Origin of the sequence: Mesorhizobium sp. YC-39 (assembly GCF_025753795.1) — a bacterium.
Lineage (GTDB): Bacteria > Pseudomonadota > Alphaproteobacteria > Rhizobiales > Rhizobiaceae > Mesorhizobium.
The window spans coordinates 412,756-437,863 of sequence record NZ_JAOWPS010000005.1 but is presented as its reverse complement, the minus strand read 5'-3'; the positions used below and the strand labels follow the sequence as shown (position 1 = coordinate 437,863).

Sequence of the window (25,108 nt, the reverse complement as noted above, 5' to 3'; positions counted from 1 at the left end):
CAGATCCTCATGCCGCCATGACGATCTCATTGTAGGTATCGAGGTCGACATAGAAGACCTTGGTGATTTCCGCGATGAGTTCGTCGTGGTCGTATCCTTGCGATTTCAGAATGTTGATGGCGGTCATGATGTCGACGCGCTCGGTGAGCCGTCGTTTCTGGTAGTCCTCGACGTAGCGTTCCATAGGCTGTCCCTGGTGCCTGAAAAGTTGAAACAACAATCAGATCGCAGGAGGAAAGCCGCTCGCATGAAGCGGGATAGCGCGGCCCGCACCTTCCTCTGATCTGCCAATTGAGACTGATACGGAAAGCGGCCGACTCACCAAGGCCAAGCAAAGCCTAGCATGCAATCTTCAACGCGCCAGGATTGCAAACGATGGCCTTCGTGATTTTCGTCATCCTTGGGCGAAGCGGAGCGAAGACCCAAGGATCCATGCCATAACTTCTGAGCATCGCCACGGTGCTGAACCCAGGATGGGTGCGCCGGAAAACGGCTTCTATTCTTGACCGCCGCATTCTTTGACTGACGGCATGGCATAGATCCTGGGGTCTGCGCCGCGTCGCTTCGCTCCTTGCTTCGCCCCAGGATGACGACGAGACAGACGGTTCGGCTAATCCTAGAGGTTTGCGATACTAGACGGTCAGAAACTTCCGGACGTCCGCCCGGTCGAGATCTTCCGCCGGGCCGGTATGGACGATCTGGCCGCGGTCCATGATGTTGACCTCGTCGGCCAATTCCCGGCAGAAATCGAGATACTGTTCGACCAACAGCACGGCGATGCCAGCCTGGTCGCGCAGATAGCGGATGGCGCGGCCGATATCCTTGATGATCGACGGCTGGATGCCTTCGGTCGGCTCGTCGAGCACCAAGAGCTTCGGCCGCATCACCAGTGCCCTGCCGATGGCAAGCTGCTGCTGCTGGCCGCCGGAAAGGTCGCCGCCGCGACGCGCGAGCATTTGCTTGAGCACCGGAAACAGCTCGAAGACGTGGCCCGGAATGTTGCGGTCGGCGCGCTTCAGCGGCGCGAAGCCTGATTCCAGATTTTCCCGCACGCTGAGCAGCGGAAAGATCTCCCTGCCTTGCGGCACGAATGCGATGCCCGACCGGGCGCGGTCATACGCCGCGCTCCGGTCGAGCGCCTTCCCCTCGAAGGCAACGCTTCCGCTCGTCAGCCGATGGTGGCCGACGATCGATCTCATCAAACTGGTTTTGCCGACGCCGTTACGGCCAAGCACGCAGGTGATCTTGCCGGCGCCCGCCTTGAGCGAGACGCCGCGCAGTGCCTGGGCCGCACCATAGTGCAGCGTGGCGTTGGAGACTTCGAGCATGGTCAGCGCTTTCTCCAACGCCTGAGGAAGGAGAGGTCGAAACGATGGAACGAAACCCGCCAGACCATGATCATCTCCCGAGATAGACTTCGACGACGCGCTCGTCGGCCGAGACGAAATCGAGCGTGCCTTCGGACAGCACCGAGCCCTCATGCAGGCAGGTGACCTTGACCCCAAGCTCGCGCACGAAATGCATGTCGTGCTCGACGACGATGACCGAATGGTCGCGCGCAATATCCCTAAGCAGCCGCGCGGTCTCCTCGGTCTCGGCGTCGGTCATGCCGGCGACCGGCTCATCGACCAGCAACAGCTTCGGGTCCTGCGCCAGGAGCATGCCGATCTCGAGCCATTGCTTTTGTCCGTGGCTCAGATTGGCGGCAAGCTCGTCGCGCTTGTCGCCAAGCCGGATGATGCCAAGGATATCGTCGATCTGCCGCGCTTCGGCTATTGAGCGGCGATGGAACAGCGCCGGGAAGATCGAGCGTGGCCCTTTCAGCGCCAGCATCAGATTCTCCTCGATCGTGTGGCTTTCGAAGACGGTCGGCTTCTGGAATTTGCGGCCGATGCCCATCATGGCGATTTCGGCTTCGTCATGTTTGGTGAGGTCGACCTGGCCGTCGAAGAAAACCTCGCCCTGGTCGGGCCGTGTCTTGCCGGTGACGATGTCCATCATCGTCGTCTTGCCGGCGCCGTTGGGACCGATGATCGCGCGCATCTCGCCCTTGTCGAGCACCAGCGACAGATTGTTGATGGCGCGAAATCCGTCGAAGGAGACCGAGACGCCGTCGAGATAGAGAATGGTGTTCGACTTCGGCATCGCTCTACTCCGCCGGCTGCGGTTCAGGACCGGAGGCGGACCAGTCGCCCGGCGTCCTCGCGGCGCTGCGAACGATCTTCGCCGGAGACACGTCGGGATCGGTGCCGGCTTCCTCGGCGAGCGAGGCCGCCCGCAGCGCCCTGGCATTGCCGCGCCAGGAATCCCACATGCCGATAATGCCCTTGGGCAGGAACAGCGTAACGGCGACGAACAGCCCACCCAGTGCAAACAGCCAGAACTCCGGCAGCACGCCGGTGAACCAGGATTTGCCGGCATTGACCAAAAGCGCGCCGATGATCGGTCCCACGATGGTGCCGCGGCCGCCGACGGCTGCCCACACCACGACCTCGATCGAATTGGACGGCTCGAACTCGCCCGGATTGATGATGCCAACCTGTGGCACGTAGAGCGCCCCGGCGATGCCGGCCATGACAGCCGAAACGGTGAAGGCGAACAGCTTGACGTTCTCGGCCCGCCAGCCGAGGAAGCGCGTACGGCTCTCGGCGTCGCGCACCGCCATCAGCAGCTTGCCGTATTTGGAGCCGACGATCGCCCAGGTGATGAAGACGGCGAGTGCGAGCGTCACCGCGCTCGCGGCGAACAGCGCCGAGCGAGTCGCGTCAGCCTGCACGTTGAACCCTAGAATATCCTTGAAATCGGTCAGGCCGTTATTGCCGCCGAAACCCATGTCGTTGCGGAAGAAGGCGAGCAGCAGCGCATAGGTCATCGCCTGGGTGATGATCGACAGATAGACGCCGGTGACGCGGCTGCGGAAGGCGAACCAGCCGAAGACGAAGGCAAGCAGGCCTGGCACGGCCAGCACCATGAGGCCAGCGAACCAGAAATGGTCGAAGCCGTACCAGAACCACGGCAATTCCTTGTAGTTGAGGAACACCATGAAATCGGGCAGCAGCGGATTGCCGTAGACGCCGCGCGAGCCGATCTGGCGCATCAGATACATGCCCATCGCATAGCCGCCGAGCGCGAAGAAGGCGCCATGGCCGAGCGAAAGAATGCCGCAATAGCCCCAGACGAGATCGAGCGCCAAGGCCAGCAGCGCGTAGCACAGATATTTGCCGGCGAGCGCAACGATATAGGATGGGACGTAAAACGCGCTCGCCGGCGAGACAGCAAGATTGAGCAGCGGCACGATGATGGCGACCGCCAGCAGGATGAAGATGGTGATGGCGATGCGGCGATCGGCGCCGGCGGCGAAGAAGCGTCCCGTGATCATGCTTCCACCGCCCTGCCCTTGAGCGCGAACAGGCCGCGCGGGCGCTTCTGGATGAACAGGATGATGAGGACCAGCACGACGATCTTGCCGAGCACGGCGCCGGCATAGGGTTCGAGGAACTTGTTGACGATGCCGAGCGAAAAGGCGCCGACCAGCGTGCCCCAGAGATTGCCGACGCCGCCGAAGACCACGACCATGAAGCTGTCGATGATGTAGCCGCGGCCGAGATTGGGCGAAACATTGTCGATCTGGCTGAGCGCGACGCCGGCAATGCCGGCAATACCTGATCCCAATGCAAAGGTCAGCGCGTCGACCCATGGCGTTTTGATGCCCATCGAGGCGGCCATGCGGCGGTTGGCGGTGACGGCGCGCATCTGCAGGCCCCAGGGCGTGCGCTTCATCACATAGAGCAACAGGGCAAACACGCAGAGCGAAAAAACCAGGATCCAGAGGCGGTTCCAGGTGATCGCAAGCTGGCCGACATCGAACGAGCCCGACATCCAAGACGGATTGCCGACCTCCTGGTTTGTCGGCCCGAAGATGGTGCGCACCGCCTGCTGCAGGATCAGCGAGACGCCCCATGTCGCCAGCAGCGTTTCCAGCGGCCGGCCGTAGAGGAAGCGGATAACGCCGCGCTCGATGGCCAGGCCGACCAGGGCCGCGACAAGGAAAGCAAGCGGCAGCGCGATGACCAGCGACCAGTCGAACAGACCGGGAAAGGAACTGCGGATCACCTCCTGGACGACAAAGGTGGTGTAGGCGCCGAGCATGACCATCTCGCCATGCGCCATGTTGATGACGCCCATGACGCCGAAGGTGATGGCGAGGCCAATTGCCGCTAGCAGCAGCACCGACCCCAGCGAAATGCCGTACCAGATGTTCTGGCCGGCATCCCAGAAGGCCAACGTCGAATTGATGGTGCCGATTGCCGCTGTCGCCGCGTCCTTGACCGCGCCTTGCGAATTGGCCTCGACCGAGGTGAGCAGCGAGAGCGCATCGCGGTCGCCGCGCACGCCAATCAGGGCGATTGCCGCAAGCTTGTCGGCCTCCGACCTGTCGGAGACCAGCACGGATGCGGCGCGCGCCTGTTCGAACAGCGCCTTGACCTTTGCATCGGTTTCAGCGGCGATCGCGGCGTCGAGCGGTTCGATGTTTGCGGCATCGGGCGTCTTGAACATAGTGGCGGCGGCTGCGATGCGCACGGCCGGATCCTTGGCGCGAAGCGTCAACGTACCCAGCGCATCGCGGATGACGCGGCGCAGCGTGTTATTAACCTTGATCTTGGTGATGTCTCCCTTGGCCGCCTCGCCGGACTTTTCGCCGCTCAGGGGATCTAGAAGTTCGACGCTGTCGCCGCCCTCCTTGCCGACGAAGACCAGGGAATCGGCCCTGCGGACGTAAAGACTGCCCTCCGCAAGCGCTGCAAGCGGGCGTTCGACCAGGGGATCGCCAGTGGCGGCAAGCTCGCGCACCACGGCTTCGGTGGCCGAGAAATTCGTGGCTGTGGCAAATTTCGCGATGATCGCGCGCAGATCGGCTTCGCTGGCGTTCGCCGGCAACAGATTTGCCAGCAGAAACAGCAGCGTCAGGCCAATCGCGCGTAGCAGGACCATCGATTCGAACACTCTTGATTCGAGTACTCTTGAAGCGTTGAATTTCGCGTCCGGGCGGACTGGAGGAGGAGCTCGCCCGGACGCTTCGCGGTCTAGGTCGTGGACAAATCCACGACCGTTCAGACCCGGGAGGATCAGTTGGTTCCCTTGCCGCCGCACTTGCCGGTGGCGACGTTGAAGTTGCCGCACGACAGTGGCGCGCGCCAATCGGAGATCAGGTCCTTGGAGTCAGGCAGATAGTCGGACCATTCGTCGCCCATGACAAGACCGGGGGTCTGCGAGACCGTTTCGAACTGGCCGTCGGCCTGGATTTCGCCGATCAGCACCGGCTTGGTGATGTGATGGTTCGGCATCATGGTCGAATAGCCGCCGGTCAGGTTCGGCACGGAGACGCCGATCATCGCGTCGATGACCTTGTCCGGATCGGTGGTGCCGGCCTTCTCGACCGCCTTCACCCACATGTTGAAGCCGATATAGTGGGCTTCCATCGGGTCGTTGGTGGTGCGCTTGTCGTTCTTGATGAACTTGTGCCAGTCGGCGATGAACTTCTTGTTCTCGGGCGTATCGACGCTCTCGAAATAGTTCCAGGCGGCGAGATGGCCGACCAGGGGAGCGGTATCGAGACCGGCAAGCTCTTCCTCACCGACCGAGAAGGCCATGACCGGGATGTCCTCGGCCTTGATGCCCTGGTTGCCGAGTTCCTTGTAGAACGGCACGTTGGCGTCGCCATTGACGGTCGAGACGACTGCGGTCTTCTTGCCTGCAGAACCGAATTTCTTGATCGCCGAGACTTCGGTCTGCCAGTCGGAGAAGCCGAACGGCGTGTAATTGACCATGATGTCTTCGGCGGCGACGCCCTTGGCCTTCAGATAGGCCTCGAGGATCTTGTTGGTGGTACGCGGATATACGTAGTCGGTGCCTTCAAGCACCCAGCGCTTCACCGAACCGCCATCCTCGCTCATCAGATAGTCGACCGCGGGAATAGCCTGCTGGTTCGGTGCGGCACCAGTGTAGAACACGTTGCGCTCGCTCTCCTCACCCTCATACTGGACGGGATAGAACAGGATGTTGTCGAGTTCGGAGAAAACCGGCAGCACCGACTTGCGCGACACCGACGTCCAGCAGCCGAACACCGCCGCCACCTTGTCCTTGGAAATCAGCTCGCGCGCCTTTTCGGCAAACAGCGGCCAGTTGGAAGCCGGGTCGACAACGACCGCTTCAAGCTTCTTGCCGAGCAGGCCGCCCTTGGCATTCTGCTCCTCGATAAGCATCAGCATGGCGTCCTTCAGCGTGGTCTCCGAAATCGCCATGGTCCCCGACAGCGAATGGAGAATACCCACCTTGATCGTGTCGTCGGCCGCCTTGGCCTGGACGGCCATCAACAGACTCGCCGCGACCACGCCTGCCGAAACCATTTTTGTTATTGTCGAGAAATTACCCCTCATGCCTAGCACTCCCAAGCTGGTTGACTGCACCGCACCAATGCAAAGCAACCCCCGTGCCAACCGACGGAATTCGATCGAAAATGCATGAATTTTCAAACGTTATCAGCTGCTTATAATATTAGCCGTTGAAGATGGGCGGATGTCGTTCAAAGTTTCGTTGAGAAAAAAATGCGCACCCGTGCCTAGATTTTGCCCAAATCTCGAAAATGCCTACTTATTGGGCCGACCTACACCGAACACACCGAAATTGACCGACGCGGCTGTTGCAGTGCAGCGGTGAAATAGGGCAAGTTCGCCTCGAACAGAGCGACGTCATGGCTTCCAGGATTTCCTGTATTTTCGGCATCACGCTTGTGCTTGCAGCCACTGGCGGCGCACGCGCCGACTTCAGCGACGGCAAGATGCCGGACGGCACCTATCATTGCGAAGTCTATCTGCTCGGCATGTTCCTCAACCTCGGCGACATCACCATCAAGGGCAACCTCTATAGTGGCCCGGTCACGTTCGGGACCGCTGAACAGGGCTATAATTATCAGATGGACGCCAATGGCGTGATCACCTGGCTTGGTCCATTGGGCGGCTATACCAGCGGCGGCAATTCGATCTCGCTCACCCAAGCCACTCTGGACGGGCAAACCAGCCCGTCTTTCGACATCATCATGAGGCAGCCTGACGGCGCCTTCACCGCTTCGACCTGCACAAAGGGCTGAGCACGGCGCCTGCCTGCCGTGCGATCGCGGCCAAAAGTCTTTCCTCTCATGTCATCGGGGTGTTGCCGAAACAGCTTAGGCAGCGGTGCGCCGTCAACATCCACCCAGAGAGGCAGACACTATGGCCAACGCACCGTCTTCATCCTCCCCTGTCATTCGCGACGTCATCGCCGCCCGCGTCTCGCGCCGCGAAATACTGAAAGGCGGCCTTGCATCCGGAGCGCTGATTGCCGGCGGCAGCTTCGTCGGCTCGCTGTTTGCCGGTGAAACGCATGCCGCGGCCGCACTCTCGACGCTCGGCTTTCCCGAGCTGAAGCGCGTTTACGACAAAAACCATGCCGCCGCCGATGGTTATGAGACGACGATCGTCGCGCGCTGGGGCGACGCGCTGGCCGCCGGCCTGCCGGAGTTCGATGGCAACAAGGTCGCCGCCGATGAGCAGGAGAAGCGCTTCGGCTACAATTGCGACTACATCGCCTTCATGCCGCTGCCGAAAGGCTCGGTCAATTCCGACCACGGCCTGCTCTGCGTCAACAACGAATACATCTCTCCCAATGTGATGTTTCCCGGCATGACCGAGGACGATGCCGGCAAGACGATGAACAAGGAGCAAGTCGATCTCGGCATGGCCGCGATGGGCCATTCGATCGTCGAAGTGATACTGAAGGACGGTAAGTGGGGAACCGTCGAAGACAGCCCGCTCAACCGCCGCATCACGGCGACCACGGAAATGATCCTTTCCGGCCCCGCTGCCGGCCATGCGCTGATGAAGACTTCGGCCGACGCCACCGGCACCAAGGTTCTCGGCACCAGCTACAATTGCAGCGGCGGCTTCACCCCATGGGGCACTGTGCTCACCTCGAGGAAGGCGTTTCCGATATTTTCGGTGGCGATCCGAAGAAGGCGCCGATATCAGATATCCTCGATCGCTACGCTTTCGACGGCTCGGACATCTACGGCCGCGCCCGCTTCCATGACCGGTTCGACCTCGACAAGGAACCCAATGAGGCCAATCGTTTCGATTGGGTGGTCGAGATCGATCCCTATGATCCGACTTCGAAGCCGGTGAAGCGCACCGCGCTCGGCCGCATGTCGCACGAAGCCTCGACCGTCGTCGTCAACAAGGACGGCCGCGTTGTCGTCTATATGGGCGACGACGACTATTTCGAATACATTTATCGCTTCGTCTCAGCCGAGGCCTACGACCCGGCGAACCCGGCTTCCGGCAAGGATCTGCTCGATGATGGTGTGCTGTCGGTGGCGCGTTTCGATGCCGACGGCACGATGACGTGGCTGCCGCTGGTGCACGGCCAGGGCAAGCTGACCGCCAAGAACGGTTTCGCCGACCAGGCCGAAGTGCTGCTCAAGACCCGTTCTGCCGCCGACGCGCTGGGCGCGACACCGATGGACCGGCCGGAGGATATCGAGACCAATCCAGTCACCGGCCGCGTCTATGCGGTGATGACCAAGAACAAGAAGCGCGACCAGTCGAAGGTTAACCCGGCGAACACGCGGCCGGAAAACCTCTGGGGTCATATCGTCGAGCTGATCCCGCCCGGCGGCCGTGGCATTGAGGCTGACCATACGGCCGAAAAATACGAATGGGACCTGTTCGTGCTCTGCGGCAACCCGAAGGAGGCCGCCGTCGGCGCCACCTTCCATCCCGACACATCGGACAATGGCTGGTTCGTCTGCCCCGACAACATCACTTTCGACCCCGCCGGCCGGCTCTGGGTCGCGACCGACGGCGCCAACGACTTCGATCTGCCGGACGGCGTCTATGGCGTCGATACCGAGGGTGCGGCGCGCGGCTTGCCGAAGCTGCTCTTCACCTGCCCACATGGCGCCGAGGCAACCGGCCCCTGCTTCACCCCGGACGGCACGACGCTGTTCCTGTCGGTGCAGCATCCGGCCGAGGACGCCGAGACGCTCGACAAGGCCGCGACGCTGTGGCCCGACTTTAGGGATGGTCAGCCGCCGCGACCGTCTGTGGTCGCCATCCGCCGCAAGGATGGCCAGCCGGTCGGCGCATAGCTCTGGCGGCTGAGGATCGCGGCGAAAAAAGGCGCGAAACCCTTGGGGTTTCGCGCCAGCACGCAGTCGGGAGGATACTGCCAGCTAGATGCTCTTCGCCGACATCTGTCCGGCGATGTACTCGGCCTGGCGGATTGCCAGCGACACGATCGTCAGCGTCGGATTCTCGGCACCGCCGGTGGTGAACTGGCTGCCATCCGACACGAACAGGTTCTTGATGTCGTGCGCCTGGCCATGCTTGTTGACGACGCCGTCTTCCGCCTTCTCGCTCATCCGGTTGGTACCGAGGTTGTGGGTCGAGGGATAGGGCGGCGTCGGGAAGGTGCGGGTCGCACCGACCGCCGCATAGAGCGCCGAACCCTGCTTGTAGGCGTGGTTGCGCATCGCCGTGTCGTTGGCGTGGTCGTCGAAATGCACGTCCGCCACCGGCATGCCGTGCTCGTCCTTCATGTCGGCATGCAGCGTGATGCGGTTTTCCGCGCGCGGCATGTCCTCGCCGACGATCCACAGACCGGCCATTTGGTCGTAATGATCGAGCGCGGTGGTGAAGGAGCGACCCCAGCCACCGGGATCGAGGAAGGCCGCCATGAATGGCAGGCCGAGCGCCAGCGTCTCGAGCTCGTAGCCGCCGACGAAACCGCGCGACGGATCATGGCGCGCCTCGTCGCGGATGATTCCGGCCATGGTGGTGCCGCGATACATATGCACCGGCTTGTCGAAAATGGCATAGACCGACCCGGTGGTGTGGCGCATGTAGTTCTTGCCCACCTGCCCCGACGAATTGGCGAGACCGTCGGGGAACTTCGCTGACGCTGAATTGAGCAGCAGACGCGGGCTCTCGATCGAATTGCCGGCGACGGCGACGATGCGGGCCTTCTGCTCCTGCAACTTGCCGTCCTTGTCGGCATAGACAACACCGGTGACCTTGCCCGACGCATCGTGGTTGATCTTGATCGCCATGGCATTCGGCCTGACCTCGAGATGGCCGGTCGCCTCGCCTTTGGGGATCTCCGCATAGAGCGTCGACCATTTGGCGCCCCATTTGCAGCCCTGGAAGCAGAAGCCGGTCTGCTGGCAGGACATGCGGTCGTCGCGGTCGACCGAGTTTATCGCCATATTGCCGGTGTGGCACTCCTTGTAGCCGAGCTTGTCGGCGCCGGCCTTCAGCACCTTGAAGTTATTGTTGCCCGGCAACCTCGGCCAATCGTTGGTGCCGGTGACGCCCATCTTGGCCTCGGCCTTGGCATAGTAGGGCTCCATCTCGGCCAGCGTGATCGGCCAATCTAGCAAAGTCGCGCCTTCCAGTTTTCCATAGGTCGAAAGTGTCTTGAATTCGTGCTCCTGGAAGCGCAGCGATGCGCCCGCCCAATGCGTGGTCGAGCCGCCGACGGACTTGACGATCCAGGCCGGCAGGTTCGGAAAATCCTTCGCCACCCGCCAGTCGCCGGAGGTGGTGCGCTTGTCCTTCCAGGCGAGTTGAGCAAAGGAATCCCACTCGTCGTTGATGAAGTCCTCATATTCGTGACGGGCGCCCGCCTCCAGGATGACGACGTCGATGCCTTTTTGCGCAAGTTCGTTGCCGAGCGTGCCGCCGCCGGCGCCCGAGCCGATGATGACGACCACGCCATCGTCCTTGAGATCAAATGGTGCTGCCATGGTTTCCTCCCATGATGTGTCTGTCTGATGCGATTGGGGACGAAGGAGGCTTAAAGCCACTCGATGTCGTCGAAACCGCGCGCGATATAGCCGCCCTTGGAGTAGGACTCGCCCTCGTAGCCGAAGATCGGCCAGACCTCCTTCTGGTTGTAGAGGCCGACAACCAGTCCGCCTCGGACCGCCTGGAAGAACGGCGTGCCCTCGATCTGCTTGAGTACGGCGACGCGCTGCTCCTCCCAGCCGAGACCGGTGTAGCCGTCCTTGCCCGACTTCAAGTCGAGATCGGCAATGCCCTTTTCAATGAGATCCTTGTGGGCGGGGTCTTTTGCGGCCTGCTCGTCATGCGCCTTTACGGCAATCGCGTAATATTTGTCGGGCACCTGGTCGTGCGGGTAGATGTCTCGCGCCATCTGGATCAGCGTCGCCATGGTTTCCGGCTTGAGTGCCGATGTCTCCAGCCCCCACGCATGTTCCGGGCTGATGACGGCGCTGCCCGAAATCATCAGCAATGCGCTTGCCCCGCCGCGTTTCAGCAGCTCGCGGCGCGACAGGCCGGGCTTCCTCTCGTAGATCGTGACCATTTGTTCCTCCCTTGCTTGCTATCTGCACCCGAGGGGTGCCGTTGCTGGCGCCGCGCCGGCCGGGCGCGACCGTCATCTCCCCTATTTGAAGCGTCCGCTGCGCTGCAGGACCTCGATCTTGTAGCCGTCGGGATCCTCGATGAAGAAAAAGCGCGCGAGCAGCGTGCCGTCGCGGTTGAACTCGACGATCTTCTTCGGGCTGAAACCGAGCGCGCCGAGCCGGTCGTGTTCGCTGTCCAGATCAGCGACCGAAACCGCGAAATGGCCGTAGCCATCGCCGAGCGCATAAGGCTCCTGCCGGTCCTTGTTGACGGTCAGCTCGAGCTCGAACGAGGTATCGGCATTGCTGAGATAGATAAGCGTGAAGGTCTCGAAATCGAGCCGATCGGCAACGTCCAGTCCGAAGGCGTTCCGGTAGAAATCAACGGACCGGGCCACGTCGAGAACCCGGATCATGGTGTGGATCGCCTTCGCCAAATCAATCTCCGCTGCTGCATGCCGGGAGCGATTATGGGCGGCGTTGGGAAAAGGTGGTGGCAGCCGGTTACCACGCTCTACCGGCGCAATACCATTCTCCCAAGGACGAAAGTCCGATTGCTGTTTTCTATTTTTCGGCTGAAGATGACTGGAGGGACGAGCTGTGACCAAAGGCGCGGATCGCTGCGAATTGCGCCCAAGACCAACAAGAACGGGAGGAAACGATGTGCAGAGTCTTCGCCGGACAGGATCCGGAGGGCTATCGGCAGATCAACCGGTCGATCCGGATAGACGGACACTCGACAAGCATCCAGCTCGAGGCAACGTTCTGGGCGCTGCTCGACGAGATCGCCGACAGCCAGGGTTTGACGACGCCGAAATTCATCTCGAAGCTCTATGACGAGGCCATCGAGATCAATGGCCAGATTCCGAACTTCGCCTCGATGCTGCGCACCACTTGCGCCCTCTATTTGCGCGGCCATCGACCTGGCATGGAAGAGCAGACGCCACCCAAACGGGAAGCGGCCTAGCTCTCGGCCGCAACCTCCAGTGCCAGCCGCGTCATGTCGGTGAAAAGCGCCTGGCGTTCACTATAGTCGGTTTGCTCGCCGGTGGTGACATGGTCGACCACATTCAGCAGCGACAGGGCACGCGCACCGAAATGGGCTGAAATGCGATAGAGCGCGCTGGTTTCCATATCGACCGCCAACGCCCCAAGTGCCCGTGCTTCATCAAAGCGGGCGCGCCCGTCAGGGTGATAGAAGATATCGCTGCAGACCGTCAGCCCCGCGCTCCAGGCGATGCCGAGATCGGCCGCCTTTTGCAACGCCAGCGCATGGAGCGCCGGATCGGGGCCTGCCGGTTCGTATAGCCCGAAGACCTGGCCGCTGCGATCACCCTCGGCATGAACGGCACTCGAAATGACAACGCTACGCAGCGCCACATCCTCGCTCAGGCCACCACAGGTACCGGTGCGGATCAACCTCCTGACGCCATGGAAGTCCAGCAACTCGTGTGCGTAGATCAGGAATGACGAGACACCGATCCCCGTTGACTGGATGCTGACCGGTCTGCCCCGGAAAAGACCGGTGAAGCCGAGGGTGCCCCTGCGGCGGTTGACGCAGCGCGGCGCCTCGAGAAATGTCTCAGCCATCCACTCGGCGCGCTCCGGGTCACCCGGCAACAGCACCGTTTCGGCATAATCGCCTTTATTTGCCTCGTTGTGCGGCGTCACGGCATCTACCCCAATTCCCCGCCGCGTTGTCATCGCAATCATGGCAGGCTCGCGTCGATGCGCAAGCGGCGATTGCGAAACTCCAGTGGCCGGACCTCACTGGTTATGAACGGACGGCTCGTTCTCCGGCGCCGCCACGTGTAAAAGGCAGGGCACGGGCGTCTGTGAACTCGGTCACATTCAGCCCGCGCGCCTTACGATTCGAGCACGTCCTTGACGATCGTGGCCAGTTGCTTGAGCGAAAACGGCTTCGGCAGGAAACCAAAATGCGCATCCGCCGGCAGATTCCTGGCGAACGCGTCCTCTGCATAGCCCGAAACGAAGACGAATTTGATGTCCGGTTGCCGCTTGCGCAATTCGCCAAGCAGCGTCGGCCCATCCATTTCCGGCATCACCACGTCCGAAACGACGATGTCGACCTTGCCGCCAAGCGCCTCGAAAACTTCCAGCGCCTCGACGCCCGAGGACGCTTCGTGGACGGTATAGCCGCGCGACGTCAGCGCCCGCATGCCGCCCATGCGCACAGCATCCTCGTCCTCGACTAGCAGCACCGTGGCCGAGCCCGACAAATCCTTGGCCGATTCGGCGATTTTGGCGGGCGTTGCCGGCGCCTCGCCGGGCTCGCCTGCCTTTTTCACCTCTGCGATATGACGCGGCAGGAAGATGCGGAACACGGATCCCTTGCCGACTTCGGAATCGCAGAAGATGAAGCCGCCCGTCTGCTTGATGATGCCATAGACCATCGACAGGCCGAGGCCGGTGCCCTTACCGACCTCCTTGGTGGTGAAGAAAGGTTCGAAAATCTTCTTCAGCACATCGGGCGCGATGCCGCTGCCCGTGTCTTCCACTTCGACCACCACATAGTCGGCCGGCGCCAGCTCACGGTAGGAAAAGGTCTTGCTCTCCTCCACCATCACGTTCCTGGTGCGCACGGTGAGCTCGCCGCCAGTCGGCATCGCGTCGCGTGCATTGACCGCCAGATTGACCACCACCTGCTCGAATTGCCCGATGTCGACCTTGACCGGCCACAGGTCGCGGCCGTGATCGACCTTCAGCTTGATGTCGTTGCCGACCAGACGGGCCAGCAGCATCCTGAGATCGGCAAGCACATCGGTCAGGTTGAGCACTTCCGGTCTGAGCGTCTGTTTGCGCGAGAAGGCGAGCAGCTGCCGCACCAGCGAGGCCGCGCGGTTGGCGTTCTGCTTGATGTTCATAATGTCCGGGAAGGACGGATCCGACGGGCGGTGGTTGGTCAACAAAAGATCCGACGCCATGATGATGGCGGTCAGCACATTGTTGAAGTCGTGCGCGATGCCGCCGGCAAGCTGGCCAACCGCCTGCATCTTCTGGCTTTGCGCCATCTGGCCTTCGAGCGCCTTCTGCTCGGTGGTCTCGACGGCGTAGACGATGGCCGATTCCTCGGCGCCCTCGCCGCCAGTGCCGTCGGCAACCGCGTTGACGTAAAAGCGTATGTGGCGCTCCTCGTTGCCGGGCAGCAACGTATCGATGGGCTCGATGTCGGCCTGCCGTTGCCTGGCCTTTTCGAACGCCGCGGCAAAGGCGGGCCGGTCGCGCTCGTGGATCACCGTATCCAACCGGACGCGGCGGTCGACGGCATCGCGATCGACGACGGAGGAAAACAGCGACAGGAACGGCGCGTTGGTGCGCAGGATACGCCCACTCTGGTCTACGCCCGCGATCGCCATCGGCGTCGAATTGAAAAACCGGGTGAAGCGGATCTCCGACGCGCGAAGATCGGCGGACGCATCCTCGCCCTGGGTCCGGTTGAGCACGATGGTGCGGGTTGGACCGTTGACGCCCTCGCGGCTGGCCGAAACGCGATGCATGAAACGCACGGGCAGCGCCTCGCCGGTCATTGTCGTCAGATCGAGATCGATGACCGCATTACGCGTGGTTCCGGGATCGGCCTTGACCGAGCGGACCAGCGCCATGCCGTCGCCGGCCACGATCTCGGGAAGCGTGACGGCGCCAGGCGTGAAGCTCGTCAGGTCGATGCCCAGCCATTCCGCCAGTGTGGCATTGATGTAGGTGACCCGGCCTTCCTGATCGGCCGAAAAGAAACCGGCCGGCGCATGGTCGAGATGATCGATGGCCTTTTGCAGATCGAGGAAGAACCGCTCCTGCTCGGCCCTCTCCTGGGAGATGTCGGCGAGTTGCCAGGCGAGCAGAGGCAGCCGCTGGCCCGGAACGCTGAAAGCGCGAGCCCGTGCCCGGTACCAGCACGCGCCGGGCTCAGCGCCGGGGCGAATGGATTGCGCAAGCCGAAACTCCCCGTCGCCGGGCTGGCCGTCGCGCAGGCCGGATGCCAGCCGGTATATGGTCACGGAGGCCTCAGGAACATCCGAGAGCAATCCTTCGACCGTCTTGAGATCCGCCGCGGACGCGGCCCCCGTCATGTCGGCATAGGCCCGATTGGCGTAGACGACACGGCCCTTGGTGTCGGTGACGAGAAGGCCCTGCGACATCGAATCGACGAAGGCTTTCGACAGTTCGTCGTTTGTCGAACGCGGTGTGATCTGCACGAAGCCGATCGCGGTGGCGAACAGGAAGCCGACGCCGATCATTGCCAGCACGCCAAGCATTCCCAGCAGGAAGGGATCGCCAAGACGCTCGCGGAACAGGCCGAAGATGATCGCGGCGCCCGTCAGGACGACAATGAAGACGATGAGCCGGGCGACTGCACCCGGTCGCGTGTTCTGGTCGACGATAGGTACCGGATAGAAATCGCCGCGCGCTTCCTTGGCCATGTGCCCCTGCTTGTGAATTCCGGTACTTGCCCCTGCCCGGTTGAATCACATTCTCAATGCCTGGAAAAGGCCTTGGCGGCAAATCCACCCTAAAAATGACGCGTTCGGCGGCTAATGCACATTGCGCAAAAGCACGCGGCGGTTTTGCGATAACGACATGCATCAAAACAAGAACTTAAAGCTGGTCGCATGAATCCGTTCAAACGCGACGCGCTTCAGTGTTTTGCACTGTTCACGATGGGTGAAAGGCAACTTGCGGTAGCGTGCCGCAACAGTCTAGTGTCGCGTTTCTTCGAAAGCCGTTTTGGGGGCACCGATGCTGCAGTGGCTGGATAGCGTGGCGGGTCCTGGTTATGCCGCGGCAATCCTGTGGGCGCTTGCAGCGCTTGTCCTTCTAATCATCGCTCTGCTCGTCATCAAGCTTGTCCGCAGTTTGACCTTCGGAACCTTCGTTGCTGGCGGCAGAAACCGCAAGACGCGGCTGGCCGTCATGGACGCCACCGCTGTCGACAGCCACCGCCGGCTGGTGCTTGTGCGCCGTGACGACATTGAGCACCTGTTGCTGATCGGCGGCCCGACTGATGTCGTCGTCGAGCGCGATATCAGGCTGGCCGCGCCGCGCCGCCCAGCGCTGACCGGGGATGGCGGCGGCCATCAGCCGGCGCCGCGGCCGCGCGCGCCTCAACCCGCTGCTGCACCGGCGAAGCAGGCACCACCACCGCAGCCGGTAACCGCGACCCCGACGCCCGTCCGGCCCCGTCAGACGGCGCCGGCGCCGGGGCCAGCCGCGCAAAATTACCCATCGGCGACCGTCACCCCACTGCCCGCCTATGGATCGGCCAATGGAAATATCGCCCGCCACACGCCATCGCCGCCAGCCAGCCAGACCTCCATCGACGATACGCTGATGCAGGAACTTGAGGGCTCGCTCGACGAATCGTCCGCCAGCAAGCCTGTGAGCAAACCGGCGCCGAAGGCGCCGCAGTCTCTGGATGACGAGATGACGAAGCTTCTCGGCGAGCTTTCCAGTCAGAAAAGATAACCAAACAAAAATGGCCGGAGATCCCGGCCATTTTTGACTGTTCTTGCCTGATGGCTACGCTTCAGTCGTCGCGGTAGACCTTCTCGCGGCGCTCGTGGCGCTCTTGCGCCTCGATCGACAAGGTAGCGATCGGACGCGCATCGAGCCGTTTCAGCGCGATGGGTTCGCCGGTTTCCTCGCAATAGCCATACGTTCCCTCATCGATGCGCTGGAGTGCGGAATCGATCTTTGAAATGAGTTTTCGCTGGCGATCGCGGGCGCGCAGTTCGATGGCGCGGTCGGTTTCCGACGAGGCGCGATCGGCCAGGTCGGGATGGTTGGCGTTTTCCTGCTGCAGGATTTCGAGAGTTTCGCGCGCTTCGCGCAATATGTCATTCTTCCAAGTGACGAGCTTCAGGCGAAAGTAGGATTTCTGCCGTTCGTTCATAAACGGCTCGTCTTCGGAGGGTACGTAATCGGCGGTAACGATGTCGTTCATTCGACTCACCCAACAACCCCAAATTTCGCGCCTATATATTCGCGGACCGAAGGCTGCACAAGCGCAATCCGCGACAGTTTCACGCAATTGTTAATGTCGGACCGAACGGCATCGATAACATCCTTCGCATGAAGGGCAACGCCGAATTCGCTTATGATTCGTTAGGTTTGAATGGTGCCAGCCATTGTGCGCCAAGCCTTTCTCATGGCTAATCTTGCAACGATCCTGGCACTTGGCGCCGACACGAACGGAGGTTTGGTGAGCAGACTTTATCTGTTGAGGCATGCCAAGGCCGGATGGGCGCTGCCCGGCGTCCGCGACTTCGATCGCCCGCTCGACGCATCGGGCGTCGCCGATGCTGAAATGATGGGGACCCTCATGCGTGTCCGCAACTATGTTCCGGACCTCACCCTTTGCTCCAACGCAAAGCGGGCGCGCCAGACCCTGGAGGGCCTGGCCGGACATACCGATACCGGCCGGGTGCTGTTCTTCGACTCGCTTTACAGCGAGGACGCCGCCTTCTATCTGGCCGCCATCCGCGACAATGGCGGGCCAGGCTCGGGCGGGCCGGACTCGCTGCTGGTCATCGGCCACAACCCGATGACGGAGGATCTCGCACTGGCACTTTCGGGCGACGGCGACGAGGCGGCGCGGGGGTTGCTGAACTATGGCTTCCCGACCTCCGGCCTGGCAGTGGTCCGTTTTCCGGGTATTCTCGCCAACGCTGCTCAAGGCGCCGGCTATCTCGAAGCCTTTATGACGCCGGCCGAACCTTGACGCCATTTCAAACCTGCGATGCAGGGCCTATATCGGAGGCCACGGGGAGTCCAAGAGAGCAAATTTGGCATCATCGCTGACCACTTTCACCGACGAGGCGAGGATTGCCCTGGATACGCTGTCGGGGCGCGCTGCCGGGCTTTTTTCACCGTCGCTGCGTCTTGGTGTGACTGGATTGTCGCGCGCGGGCAAGACGGTGTTCATCTCGGCTCTCGTCCACAATCTGATCCATGGCGGACGCCTGCCACTGTTCGAGGCGCAGAAATCGGGACGCATCGCCCGGGCTTTCCTGGAAGAACAGCCTGATGACGCCGTGCCGCGGTTCCAGTACGAAGATCACGTCGCCGCCCTGGTCAATGATCGCCTCTGGCCGGATTCGACACGCGCCATTTCCGAGCTCAGGCTGACCATCGAATATGAATCGGCCTCCGGCTGGAGCCGCATGTTTTCATCAGGCAGATTATCGGTCGATATCGTCGACTATCCCGGCGAATGGCTGCTCGACCTGCCGCTGCTCGGCAAATCCTACGCCGATTTCTCACGCGAAGCCTTCGAGATGGCCATGTTGCCGGTGCGTGTCGAGCTTTCGCAGGAGTGGCGGGCGTTCTCCGCCACGGTCGATCTCGGCGCGGACGCCGACGAGATGACGGCGCGCCGCCTCGCCGAAAGCTTCGCCGCCTACCTCAAGGCATGCAAGCTCGACGAACGGGCGCTTTCGACCCTTCCGCCCGGCCGCTTCCTTATGCCTGGTGATCTTGAGGGCTCGCCGGCGCTGACCTTCGCCCCCTTGCCGACCTTAAGCGACCGGCGGGCGCGTTCGGGGTCGCTGCAGGCGATGATGGAGCGGCGCTACGAGGCCTACAAGACGCATGTCGTCAAACCGTTCTTCCGTGAACACATCACCCGTCTCGATCGCCAGATCGTCCTGATCGACGCTTTGCAGGCCCTGAACGCCGGTCCAGGCGCAATGGCCGATCTGGAACGCGCGGTGACCGAGATCCTCGCCTGTTTCCGCCCCGGCCGGGGCAATTTCCTGACGGACTTTTTTTCAAGACGCATCGATCGCATACTGGTGGCGGCGACCAAGGCCGACCATCTGCATCATGAAAGCCATGACCGATTACAGGCGATCGTTCGACGGCTCGCCGACCGCGCCGTGGCGCGGGCGAATTTCACCGGCGCCGATGTCGACGTGGTCGCCATGGCAGCCGTGCGCGCGACGCGGGAAGGCACGGTCAGGCAAGGTCGCGAAACGCTGCCGGTCATTATCGGCACGCCGCTGAAAGGCGAGAAGATCAACGGAGAGACATTTGACGGAAAAACTGAAACAGCCATATTTCCCGGTGACTTACCGGAGAAAGCTGATGCTGTTTTTGATATCTCTGGGCGGGACCATCGGCAGAACAGCGACGACCCGGCGATCCGCTTCGTACGCTTTCGCCCGCCAAAACTCGAACGCACTGCTGAAGGCGTCACGCTGTCGCTGCCGCATATCAGGCTCGACCGCGCCTTGCAGTTCCTGATCGGAGATCATCTGGCATGACCGCGCCGCGCAAGCCGGCGGCATTCCGCATCGAGCCGGAAGCCCCGCCAAGCCAGGAAGCTTCGGAAGCTCGCCGCATCGACACACAGGCAGTGCGAAAACCTCGCTCGGCAAAGGCCGATGTCGCTGTCGTCGTGCCGGCGGAGATCGATGTCTTCGACGAACCCGACATCATCGCCGCGCAACCACCGCCGGCAACCGCGCCGCAAAAGCGTTCGCTGCTTGGCAGCATATTCTTCGGCGCCCTGGGCGTTCTGGTTTCGCTGGCCGTCGGTCTGTGGACCGACCAGCTGATTCGCGACCTGTTCGAGCGCGCGCAATGGCTGGGCTGGCTGGCCGCCGGCATGGCCGCCATCGCGGTATTGGCGCTGCTGGTCATCCTCATCCGCGAATTCATGGCGATCGCCCGTCTAGCGGAGGTCGAAAAGCTGCAGAAGCGGGCACTCGATGCCATCGCCCGCGACGACCCGAAGGCCGCGCGCGCCGTAGTCGACGAACTCTCAGCCTTTGTCGCGGCCAAGCCCGAAACCGCGGCCGGCAGGCGCGCACTGGCCGAATTGCGCGGCGAGATCATCGACGGCGGCAATCTGGTGCGCCTGGCCGAGACCGAAATCCTGGGACCGCTCGACGCGCGCGCCAAGGCAATGATCCTCGAGGCGGCAAAGCGCGTGTCGCTGGTGACGGCGGTCAGCCCGCGTGCGCTGGTCGACGTTGCCTATGTCGTGTTCGAGGCCGGCCGGCTCATTCGCCGCCTGTCGGAGCTCTACGGTGGCCGGCCGGGCACGCTGGGGTTCTTTCGATTGGCGCGCAGCGTTCTCGCCCATCTGGCGGTCACCGGCTCGATCGCCGTCGGCGACAGTTTCGTGCAGCAGATCGTCGGCCATGGCCTTGCCGCGCGGCTCTCGGCGAAGCTCGGCGAAGGCGTCGTCAACGGCATGATGACGGCGCGCATCGGCATCGCGGCGATGGAGACCGCAAGGCCCCTGCCCTTCAGCGCCGCGAGACGGCCGGGATTGGGCGATTTCCTGTCCGCACTGACATCATTTGCAACCAAGAAAGAAAGCGAGACAACCCCCGACAAATGAAGAACCGCGCATCTTTCGGGCGTTTTTGAGGGCGGTTGCAGCGCTTTGATTCTTGCGTGTAATCCCGTTGAAATCGATTCCGGTTCTTGCGGTAATATGCCGTTTGTCAACCTGCATTTGTACGATGCCAATTGGTTCCGCCTAGCAGCAAAAGGCTTAAGCGGTCACCAAGCATTAACCAATCTTGTTCATGGTCGGGCGGGTTCCAAACCAACCTCTTTGTTGCCGGGTGTTGTCGATGAAAAGCGCAATTCTGTCCAGCGTCCTGCCCATGACCGTCGCGCTCGCCGCAACCGCCGGCCTCGCCGGGAAAGCCCTCGGAGCAGAGCCGGACAAGCAGTTCTTCCGATCGGTCGAAGGCAAATGGGTTGGCCCGGGAGAAATCGTCGCCGGCAAATACAAAGGCACCAAATTCACCTGCAGTTTCACCGGCTCGACGCCTGACGGCAACGTCGGCATGTCGCTCGACGGCGGCTGCCGGGTCGGCATGTTCACCCAGCAAATGTCGGCCACCGTCCAGCACAAGGGCCGCCAAGGCTACAAGGGCAGCTTCATGGGCGGCGCGGCTGGTTCGGGCCTCGACATCATCGGCGGCAACGTGGTTGACCCGCACAAGGTCGTCTTCACCATAAACCGCAACCAGTTGCGCGGCGTCATGCAGGCTCTCGTGCCTGACGACAATTCGATGACGGTGACGGTCGCCGTGCGCGTCGACGAGCAACTGGTGCCGGTCATCGGCATGAAGCTGAAGCGAGTCGATGCCGTCGAAGTCGGCTCGATCGCGCCGAACTGAACCGCCATCGCTGCCGGCAATGCCGACCCTCTAAAGCAGCGCTTCGCAGACGCAACGCGACGGTCGCACAACCTTGTGTGACGCGCCGGCAAAACGAGTTGTGCCACATCCCGAATTGGCACTGTTCGATCTCTCCCGAAGCCCCTATCTTGGCCGCTCCATCGCCCAACCGAGGCGATCCTAGAGAGCGAGCGGAACGGCAGGTATGGCGGCAGAGGTATCGGGTAGCGAACTGATCCAGGTGGTGGCATTGCTCGCCGCAGGCGTGGTCGCGGTACCGATCTTCAAGCGCTTGGGGCTCGGCTCGATCCTCGGCTATCTCGCGGCCGGCGTGGTGATCGGCCCGTTCGGACTTCGTATCTTTTCCGAATCACAAGCCATTCTTCATGTCGCCGAGCTCGGCGTCGTCATGTTTCTGTTCATCATTGGGCTGGAAATGCAGCCATCGCGGCTTTGGGGTCTCAGGCGAGAGATCTTCGGCCTTGGGGCATTGCAGGTCGGCGTGTGTGCGCTGTTGCTGACCGGTGTCGGCTTGGCAGGCGGCTTTCCGATCTCGCAATCCTTCGTCGCCGGCGCCGGCTTCGTGCTGACCTCGACCGCGATCGTCATGCAGCTTCTCGAAGAGCGCGGCGAAATCGCCGCGCCCAAGGGTCAGCGCATCGTCTCCATCCTGCTGCTTGAGGATCTGGCGATCGTGCCGCTGCTCGCCCTGATCGCATTCCTGGCGCCGGGCGGAGCCCATATGAGCCTGACGGAGCGGCTGACGGAGGTTGGCATTGGCCTTGCCGCGATCGTCGGGCTGGTGGTGGCCGGACGCTATCTGCTCAATCCGCTCTTTCGCATCCTGGCCGATTCCCGCGCCCGCGAGGTGATGACCGCCGCCGCCCTTCTGGTCGTTTTGGGATCAGCGCTTGCCATGCAGCTCTCGGGCCTGTCGATGGCGATGGGCGCTTTCCTGGCCGGTGTTTTGTTGTCGGAATCCACCTTTCGCCATCAGCTCGAGGCCGACATCGAGCCGTTCCGGGGCATCCTGCTCGGCCTGTTCTTCCTTGCCGTCGGCATGTCGCTCGACCTCAATGTGGTCGCGCAGAACTGGCGGCTCGTCGCCGTCTATGTCGTCGCCTACATGGTGATGAAAGCGGTCGGCATCTATCTCGTCGCCCGCATTCTCAAGACCGGCCACCGGGAAGCCCTCGAGCGTGCCGTCTTCATGGCGCAAGGCGGCGAATTCGCCTTCGTTCTCTATTCCGCCGCGGCCGCGGTCGGCATCATCGACAGCCAGGCCAATGCGACCCTGACCGCGATCGTCATCATCTCCATGGTGCTGACGCCACTGGCCATCTTGGCGTTGCGCTATCTGACGCCGCGCGACGAGCAGTCGCTTGAAGGCGTCGACATTGCCGATGGCCTGACCGGCAGCGTGCTGATCATCGGCTTCGGCCGCTTCGGCCAGATCGCCAGCCAGCCACTGCTACTGCGTGGCATCGACGTGTCGATCATCGACAATGAGGTCGAAATGATCCAGGCGGCCGCCGATTTCGGCTTCAAGGTCTATTATGGCGACGGCACACGGCTCGACATTCTGCGTGCCGCCGGCGCCGGCCGGGCGCGCGCCGTGCTGATCTGCGTCGACAAGCCCGATGCCGCCGTCCGTATCGCGGAGCTGATCAAGGCGGAGTTTCCCCTGCTCACGGTGCTGGCACGTGCCTTCGATCGCGGAACCGCGCTGCAGCTCATCCGCGCCGGCGTCGACTTCCAGCTTCGCGAAACCTTCGAATCGGCCCTTGTCTTCGGCGGGTCCACCTTGGAGGCGCTGGGCGTCGACCCCGAAGACGTCGCCGAAGTGATCGAGGACGTCCGCCGCCGCGACGCCGCCCGTTTCGAGTTGCAGCTCGCCGAAGGCGTTCGTGCCGGGGCGCGCTTTCTCAAAGGCAATATCGGCACACCCATCCCGACGCCACTCAGCACCCCGCGCCGCGCCGGCCAGGCGCTCAACGAAGAGACCGCCGACGTGCTGCATAAAGCCGAGCCGGCCGACTGAGGAGCTTGCAGATGATCGAACTGGACGGGCAGGCCCTTTCGGTCACCCAATTCTGGCGTGATGCCGGAGAGGATGCGTGGTTCGAAAAGAACGACGCTTTCGATGTCGAATTCCGCGACCGGTTTCTCGACTTGCATTATGCCGCTGCCCGGCGCGAATGCGACGACTGGTCGAACCATGCCGAAGGTTCGCTCGCCTTGATGATCCTGCTCGACCAGTTCCCGCGAAACTGCTTTCGCGGCACCGGACACATGTACGCGACCGACCCGCTGGCGAGATATTTTGCCGGAAAAGCCATCGCCGCCGGCCAGGATCTGGCGCTCGATGAAGATCTGCGTGTTTTCCTTTATCTGCCCTATGAGCATTCGGAGTTGCTCGACGATCAGCTCAGATGCGTGGACCTTACCGCCGCCAAAGCCCCGGCCTACCTGAAATACGCCGTCGAGCACCGCGACATCATCCAGCGCTTCGGCCGCTTTCCGCATCGAAACAGGATGCTCGGCCGAGAAACGACGCCCGAGGAACAGGCGTTCCTTGATGGCGGCGGGTTTTCCGGCTGAACTCTTCCGTCGCCTGCTGGCCTCAGGCCAGCCACCAGTCGCGGCCCGACGGCAATCGCTCTATGCCTGCTGTATCGACGGCGGCAAGCCGCTCCGGCACGCTCCTGCCGCCGACGGCAAGGTCGGGCGCAATCTCCGCCAGCGGCGCCAGCACAAAGGCGCGCTCCAGCATGCGCGGATGCGGCACGTCCAGCCCTGTCTCGTGGATGATGCGGTCGCCGAACACCAATATGTCGATATCGATCAGGCGCGGCCCCCAGCGTTCCTCGCGCACCCGCTTCAGTCTGCGCTCGGCGTCGAGACAGAGATCAAGCAACGCACGTGGTGCGAGCCGGGTCGAAATCTCGGCTGCCGCATTGAGGAAATCCGGCTGGTCGAGCTTGCCCCAGGGCGGCGTTCGGTAAAGCGAGGAGACGGCGACGACACGCGTTTTCTCATCGCCATCCAGCATTCGCAGCGCCGCGGCCATCGACTTTGCCGGATCGCCGAGATTGCCGCCCAGGCTCAGATAGACCGTGTTGCTGTTGTGATTATTCTGGCCAGACAACGGTCACCTCGACATGATCGAGCACACCTGGCACCGGCGCATTCGGCTTGCGCACGGTGATTTCGGCTCTTTTGATCTGCGGAAAACGCGCCGTCAGAGCCCGCGCCACCTCCAGTGCCAGCGCTTCGATCAGAAAACGCCGCTCGCCGGTAACGATCTTTTCGATCACCGCGAAGGCGATGCCGTAATTGACGGTGTCGTCGATGGAATCATCGACCAGCGCCCGGCCCGGTTCGACCGTAAGGGCTGCATCGACATAAAAGCGTTGGCCGAGCGTTTCCTCCTCGTCCAGCACGCCATGCCGGGCAAAGAAGGCGCAGTTCTTCATGCGGATGACATACATTG

The 25,108-nt window shown here is 62.2% G+C and carries 23 protein-coding genes and 1 pseudogene; 10 read left to right on the top strand and 14 right to left on the bottom strand.

Features of this window, described 5'->3' with window-relative positions; all coding sequences use genetic code 11:
- Positions 1 to 7: 7 nt before the first annotated feature.
- The 6 genes from OHD62_RS27735 to urtA form a co-directional block, all read right to left on the bottom strand.
- Positions 8 to 184, bottom strand: coding sequence for a hypothetical protein (locus OHD62_RS27735; RefSeq protein WP_263789703.1), 177 nt, complete (start codon positions 182 to 184; stop codon positions 8 to 10).
- A 448-nt stretch (positions 185 to 632) separates the two neighbouring features.
- Positions 633 to 1,328: an urea ABC transporter ATP-binding subunit UrtE gene (urtE, locus tag OHD62_RS27730; RefSeq protein ID WP_008875994.1), complete on the bottom strand. Its 696-nt coding sequence runs from the start codon at positions 1,326 to 1,328 to the stop codon at positions 633 to 635.
- A 70-nt stretch (positions 1,329 to 1,398) separates the two neighbouring features.
- The gene (urtD, locus tag OHD62_RS27725; RefSeq protein ID WP_263789698.1) at positions 1,399 to 2,145 is read right to left on the bottom strand and encodes an urea ABC transporter ATP-binding protein UrtD; all 747 of its coding nucleotides are present in this window, start codon (positions 2,143 to 2,145) and stop codon (positions 1,399 to 1,401) included.
- Between the two features lie 4 nt (positions 2,146 to 2,149).
- Positions 2,150 to 3,379 carry an urea ABC transporter permease subunit UrtC gene (urtC, locus tag OHD62_RS27720; RefSeq protein WP_263789696.1) on the bottom strand — a complete coding sequence of 410 codons (1,230 nt, stop codon included), beginning with the start codon at positions 3,377 to 3,379 and terminating at the stop codon, positions 2,150 to 2,152.
- Positions 3,376 to 4,992 carry an urea ABC transporter permease subunit UrtB gene (gene urtB / locus OHD62_RS27715; protein ID WP_263789694.1) on the bottom strand — a complete coding sequence of 539 codons (1,617 nt, stop codon included), beginning with the start codon at positions 4,990 to 4,992 and terminating at the stop codon, positions 3,376 to 3,378. The genes urtC and urtB overlap by 4 nt, the downstream gene beginning before the upstream one ends.
- A 134-nt stretch (positions 4,993 to 5,126) precedes the next feature.
- The gene (gene urtA / locus OHD62_RS27710) at positions 5,127 to 6,407 is read right to left on the bottom strand and encodes an urea ABC transporter substrate-binding protein (protein WP_263790179.1); all 1,281 of its coding nucleotides are present in this window, start codon (positions 6,405 to 6,407) and stop codon (positions 5,127 to 5,129) included.
- 344 nt (positions 6,408 to 6,751) lie between these two features.
- Here urtA and OHD62_RS27705 point away from each other — a divergent pair, with 344 nt between their 5' ends.
- Complete coding sequence (locus OHD62_RS27705) at positions 6,752 to 7,147, top strand: hypothetical protein (protein ID WP_263789692.1); 396 nt, start codon at positions 6,752 to 6,754, stop codon at positions 7,145 to 7,147.
- Positions 7,148 to 7,268: 121 nt separating this feature from the next.
- Positions 7,269 to 9,181: pseudogene (locus OHD62_RS35765) on the top strand (PhoX family protein).
- A gap of 84 nt (positions 9,182 to 9,265) precedes the next feature.
- Here the strand turns inward: OHD62_RS35765 and OHD62_RS27690 are convergent.
- From OHD62_RS27690 to OHD62_RS27680, 3 genes are all read right to left on the bottom strand, one after another.
- Entirely contained in the window at positions 9,266 to 10,837 is a 1,572-nt protein-coding gene (locus OHD62_RS27690; protein ID WP_263789689.1) for a GMC family oxidoreductase, read from the bottom strand.
- A 50-nt stretch (positions 10,838 to 10,887) separates the two neighbouring features.
- Positions 10,888 to 11,418 carry a gluconate 2-dehydrogenase subunit 3 family protein gene (locus tag OHD62_RS27685; protein ID WP_263789687.1) on the bottom strand — a complete coding sequence of 177 codons (531 nt, stop codon included), beginning with the start codon at positions 11,416 to 11,418 and terminating at the stop codon, positions 10,888 to 10,890.
- 81 nt (positions 11,419 to 11,499) lie between these two features.
- Entirely contained in the window at positions 11,500 to 11,895 is a 396-nt protein-coding gene (locus OHD62_RS27680) for a VOC family protein (RefSeq protein WP_263789685.1), read from the bottom strand.
- Between the two features lie 224 nt (positions 11,896 to 12,119).
- On the opposite strand from OHD62_RS27680, the gene OHD62_RS27675 reads away from it, so the two are divergent.
- Entirely contained in the window at positions 12,120 to 12,425 is a 306-nt protein-coding gene (locus OHD62_RS27675; protein WP_263789684.1) for a ribbon-helix-helix domain-containing protein, read from the top strand.
- Here the strand turns inward: OHD62_RS27675 and OHD62_RS27670 are convergent.
- Together OHD62_RS27670 and cckA are read right to left on the bottom strand one after the other, a co-directional pair.
- Entirely contained in the window at positions 12,422 to 13,129 is a 708-nt protein-coding gene (locus OHD62_RS27670; protein WP_263789682.1) for a DeoD-type purine-nucleoside phosphorylase, read from the bottom strand. The two genes, OHD62_RS27675 and OHD62_RS27670, sit on opposite strands and share 4 nt — an antisense overlap.
- Positions 13,130 to 13,323: 194 nt before the next feature.
- Entirely contained in the window at positions 13,324 to 15,897 is a 2,574-nt protein-coding gene (cckA, locus tag OHD62_RS27665) for a cell cycle histidine kinase CckA (RefSeq protein WP_263789680.1), read from the bottom strand.
- A 316-nt stretch (positions 15,898 to 16,213) separates the two neighbouring features.
- Here cckA and OHD62_RS27660 point away from each other — a divergent pair, with 316 nt between their 5' ends.
- Entirely contained in the window at positions 16,214 to 16,939 is a 726-nt protein-coding gene (locus OHD62_RS27660; protein WP_263789678.1) for a flagellar biosynthetic protein FliO, read from the top strand.
- A 61-nt stretch (positions 16,940 to 17,000) separates the two neighbouring features.
- Here OHD62_RS27660 and dksA read toward each other — a convergent pair whose 3' ends face one another.
- Entirely contained in the window at positions 17,001 to 17,417 is a 417-nt protein-coding gene (dksA, locus tag OHD62_RS27655) for an RNA polymerase-binding protein DksA (RefSeq protein WP_006202025.1), read from the bottom strand.
- Between the two features lie 258 nt (positions 17,418 to 17,675).
- Here dksA and OHD62_RS27650 point away from each other — a divergent pair, with 258 nt between their 5' ends.
- The 6 genes from OHD62_RS27650 (at position 17,676) to OHD62_RS27625 (ending at position 24,216) form a co-directional block, all read left to right on the top strand.
- Positions 17,676 to 18,194, top strand: coding sequence for a SixA phosphatase family protein (locus OHD62_RS27650; protein WP_263789642.1), 519 nt, complete (start codon positions 17,676 to 17,678; stop codon positions 18,192 to 18,194).
- A 64-nt stretch (positions 18,195 to 18,258) separates the two neighbouring features.
- The gene (locus OHD62_RS27645; RefSeq protein ID WP_263789640.1) at positions 18,259 to 19,737 is read left to right on the top strand and encodes a YcjX family protein; all 1,479 of its coding nucleotides are present in this window, start codon (positions 18,259 to 18,261) and stop codon (positions 19,735 to 19,737) included.
- Positions 19,734 to 20,822 (top strand): YcjF family protein, encoded by a 1,089-nt coding sequence (locus OHD62_RS27640; RefSeq protein ID WP_263789638.1) that lies wholly within the window; start codon positions 19,734 to 19,736, stop codon positions 20,820 to 20,822. Before OHD62_RS27645 ends, OHD62_RS27640 begins: the two co-directional genes overlap by 4 nt.
- 238 nt (positions 20,823 to 21,060) lie before the next feature.
- Entirely contained in the window at positions 21,061 to 21,615 is a 555-nt protein-coding gene (locus OHD62_RS27635; RefSeq protein ID WP_263789637.1) for a hypothetical protein, read from the top strand.
- A 205-nt stretch (positions 21,616 to 21,820) separates the two neighbouring features.
- Positions 21,821 to 23,656, top strand: a complete 1,836-nt coding sequence (locus tag OHD62_RS27630; RefSeq protein WP_263789634.1) for a monovalent cation:proton antiporter-2 (CPA2) family protein — start codon at positions 21,821 to 21,823, stop codon at positions 23,654 to 23,656.
- An 11-nt stretch (positions 23,657 to 23,667) separates the two neighbouring features.
- Complete coding sequence (locus OHD62_RS27625; RefSeq protein ID WP_263789632.1) at positions 23,668 to 24,216, top strand: DUF924 family protein; 549 nt, start codon at positions 23,668 to 23,670, stop codon at positions 24,214 to 24,216.
- Between the two features lie 22 nt (positions 24,217 to 24,238).
- On the opposite strand, the gene folK is transcribed toward OHD62_RS27625, so the two are convergent.
- Entirely contained in the window at positions 24,239 to 24,763 is a 525-nt protein-coding gene (folK, locus tag OHD62_RS27620; RefSeq protein ID WP_263789630.1) for a 2-amino-4-hydroxy-6-hydroxymethyldihydropteridine diphosphokinase, read from the bottom strand.
- Positions 24,747 to 25,106 carry a dihydroneopterin aldolase gene (gene folB, locus OHD62_RS27615; protein WP_107647939.1) on the bottom strand — a complete coding sequence of 120 codons (360 nt, stop codon included), beginning with the start codon at positions 25,104 to 25,106 and terminating at the stop codon, positions 24,747 to 24,749. The genes folK and folB overlap by 17 nt, the downstream gene beginning before the upstream one ends.
- Positions 25,107 to 25,108: the final 2 nt, after the last annotated feature.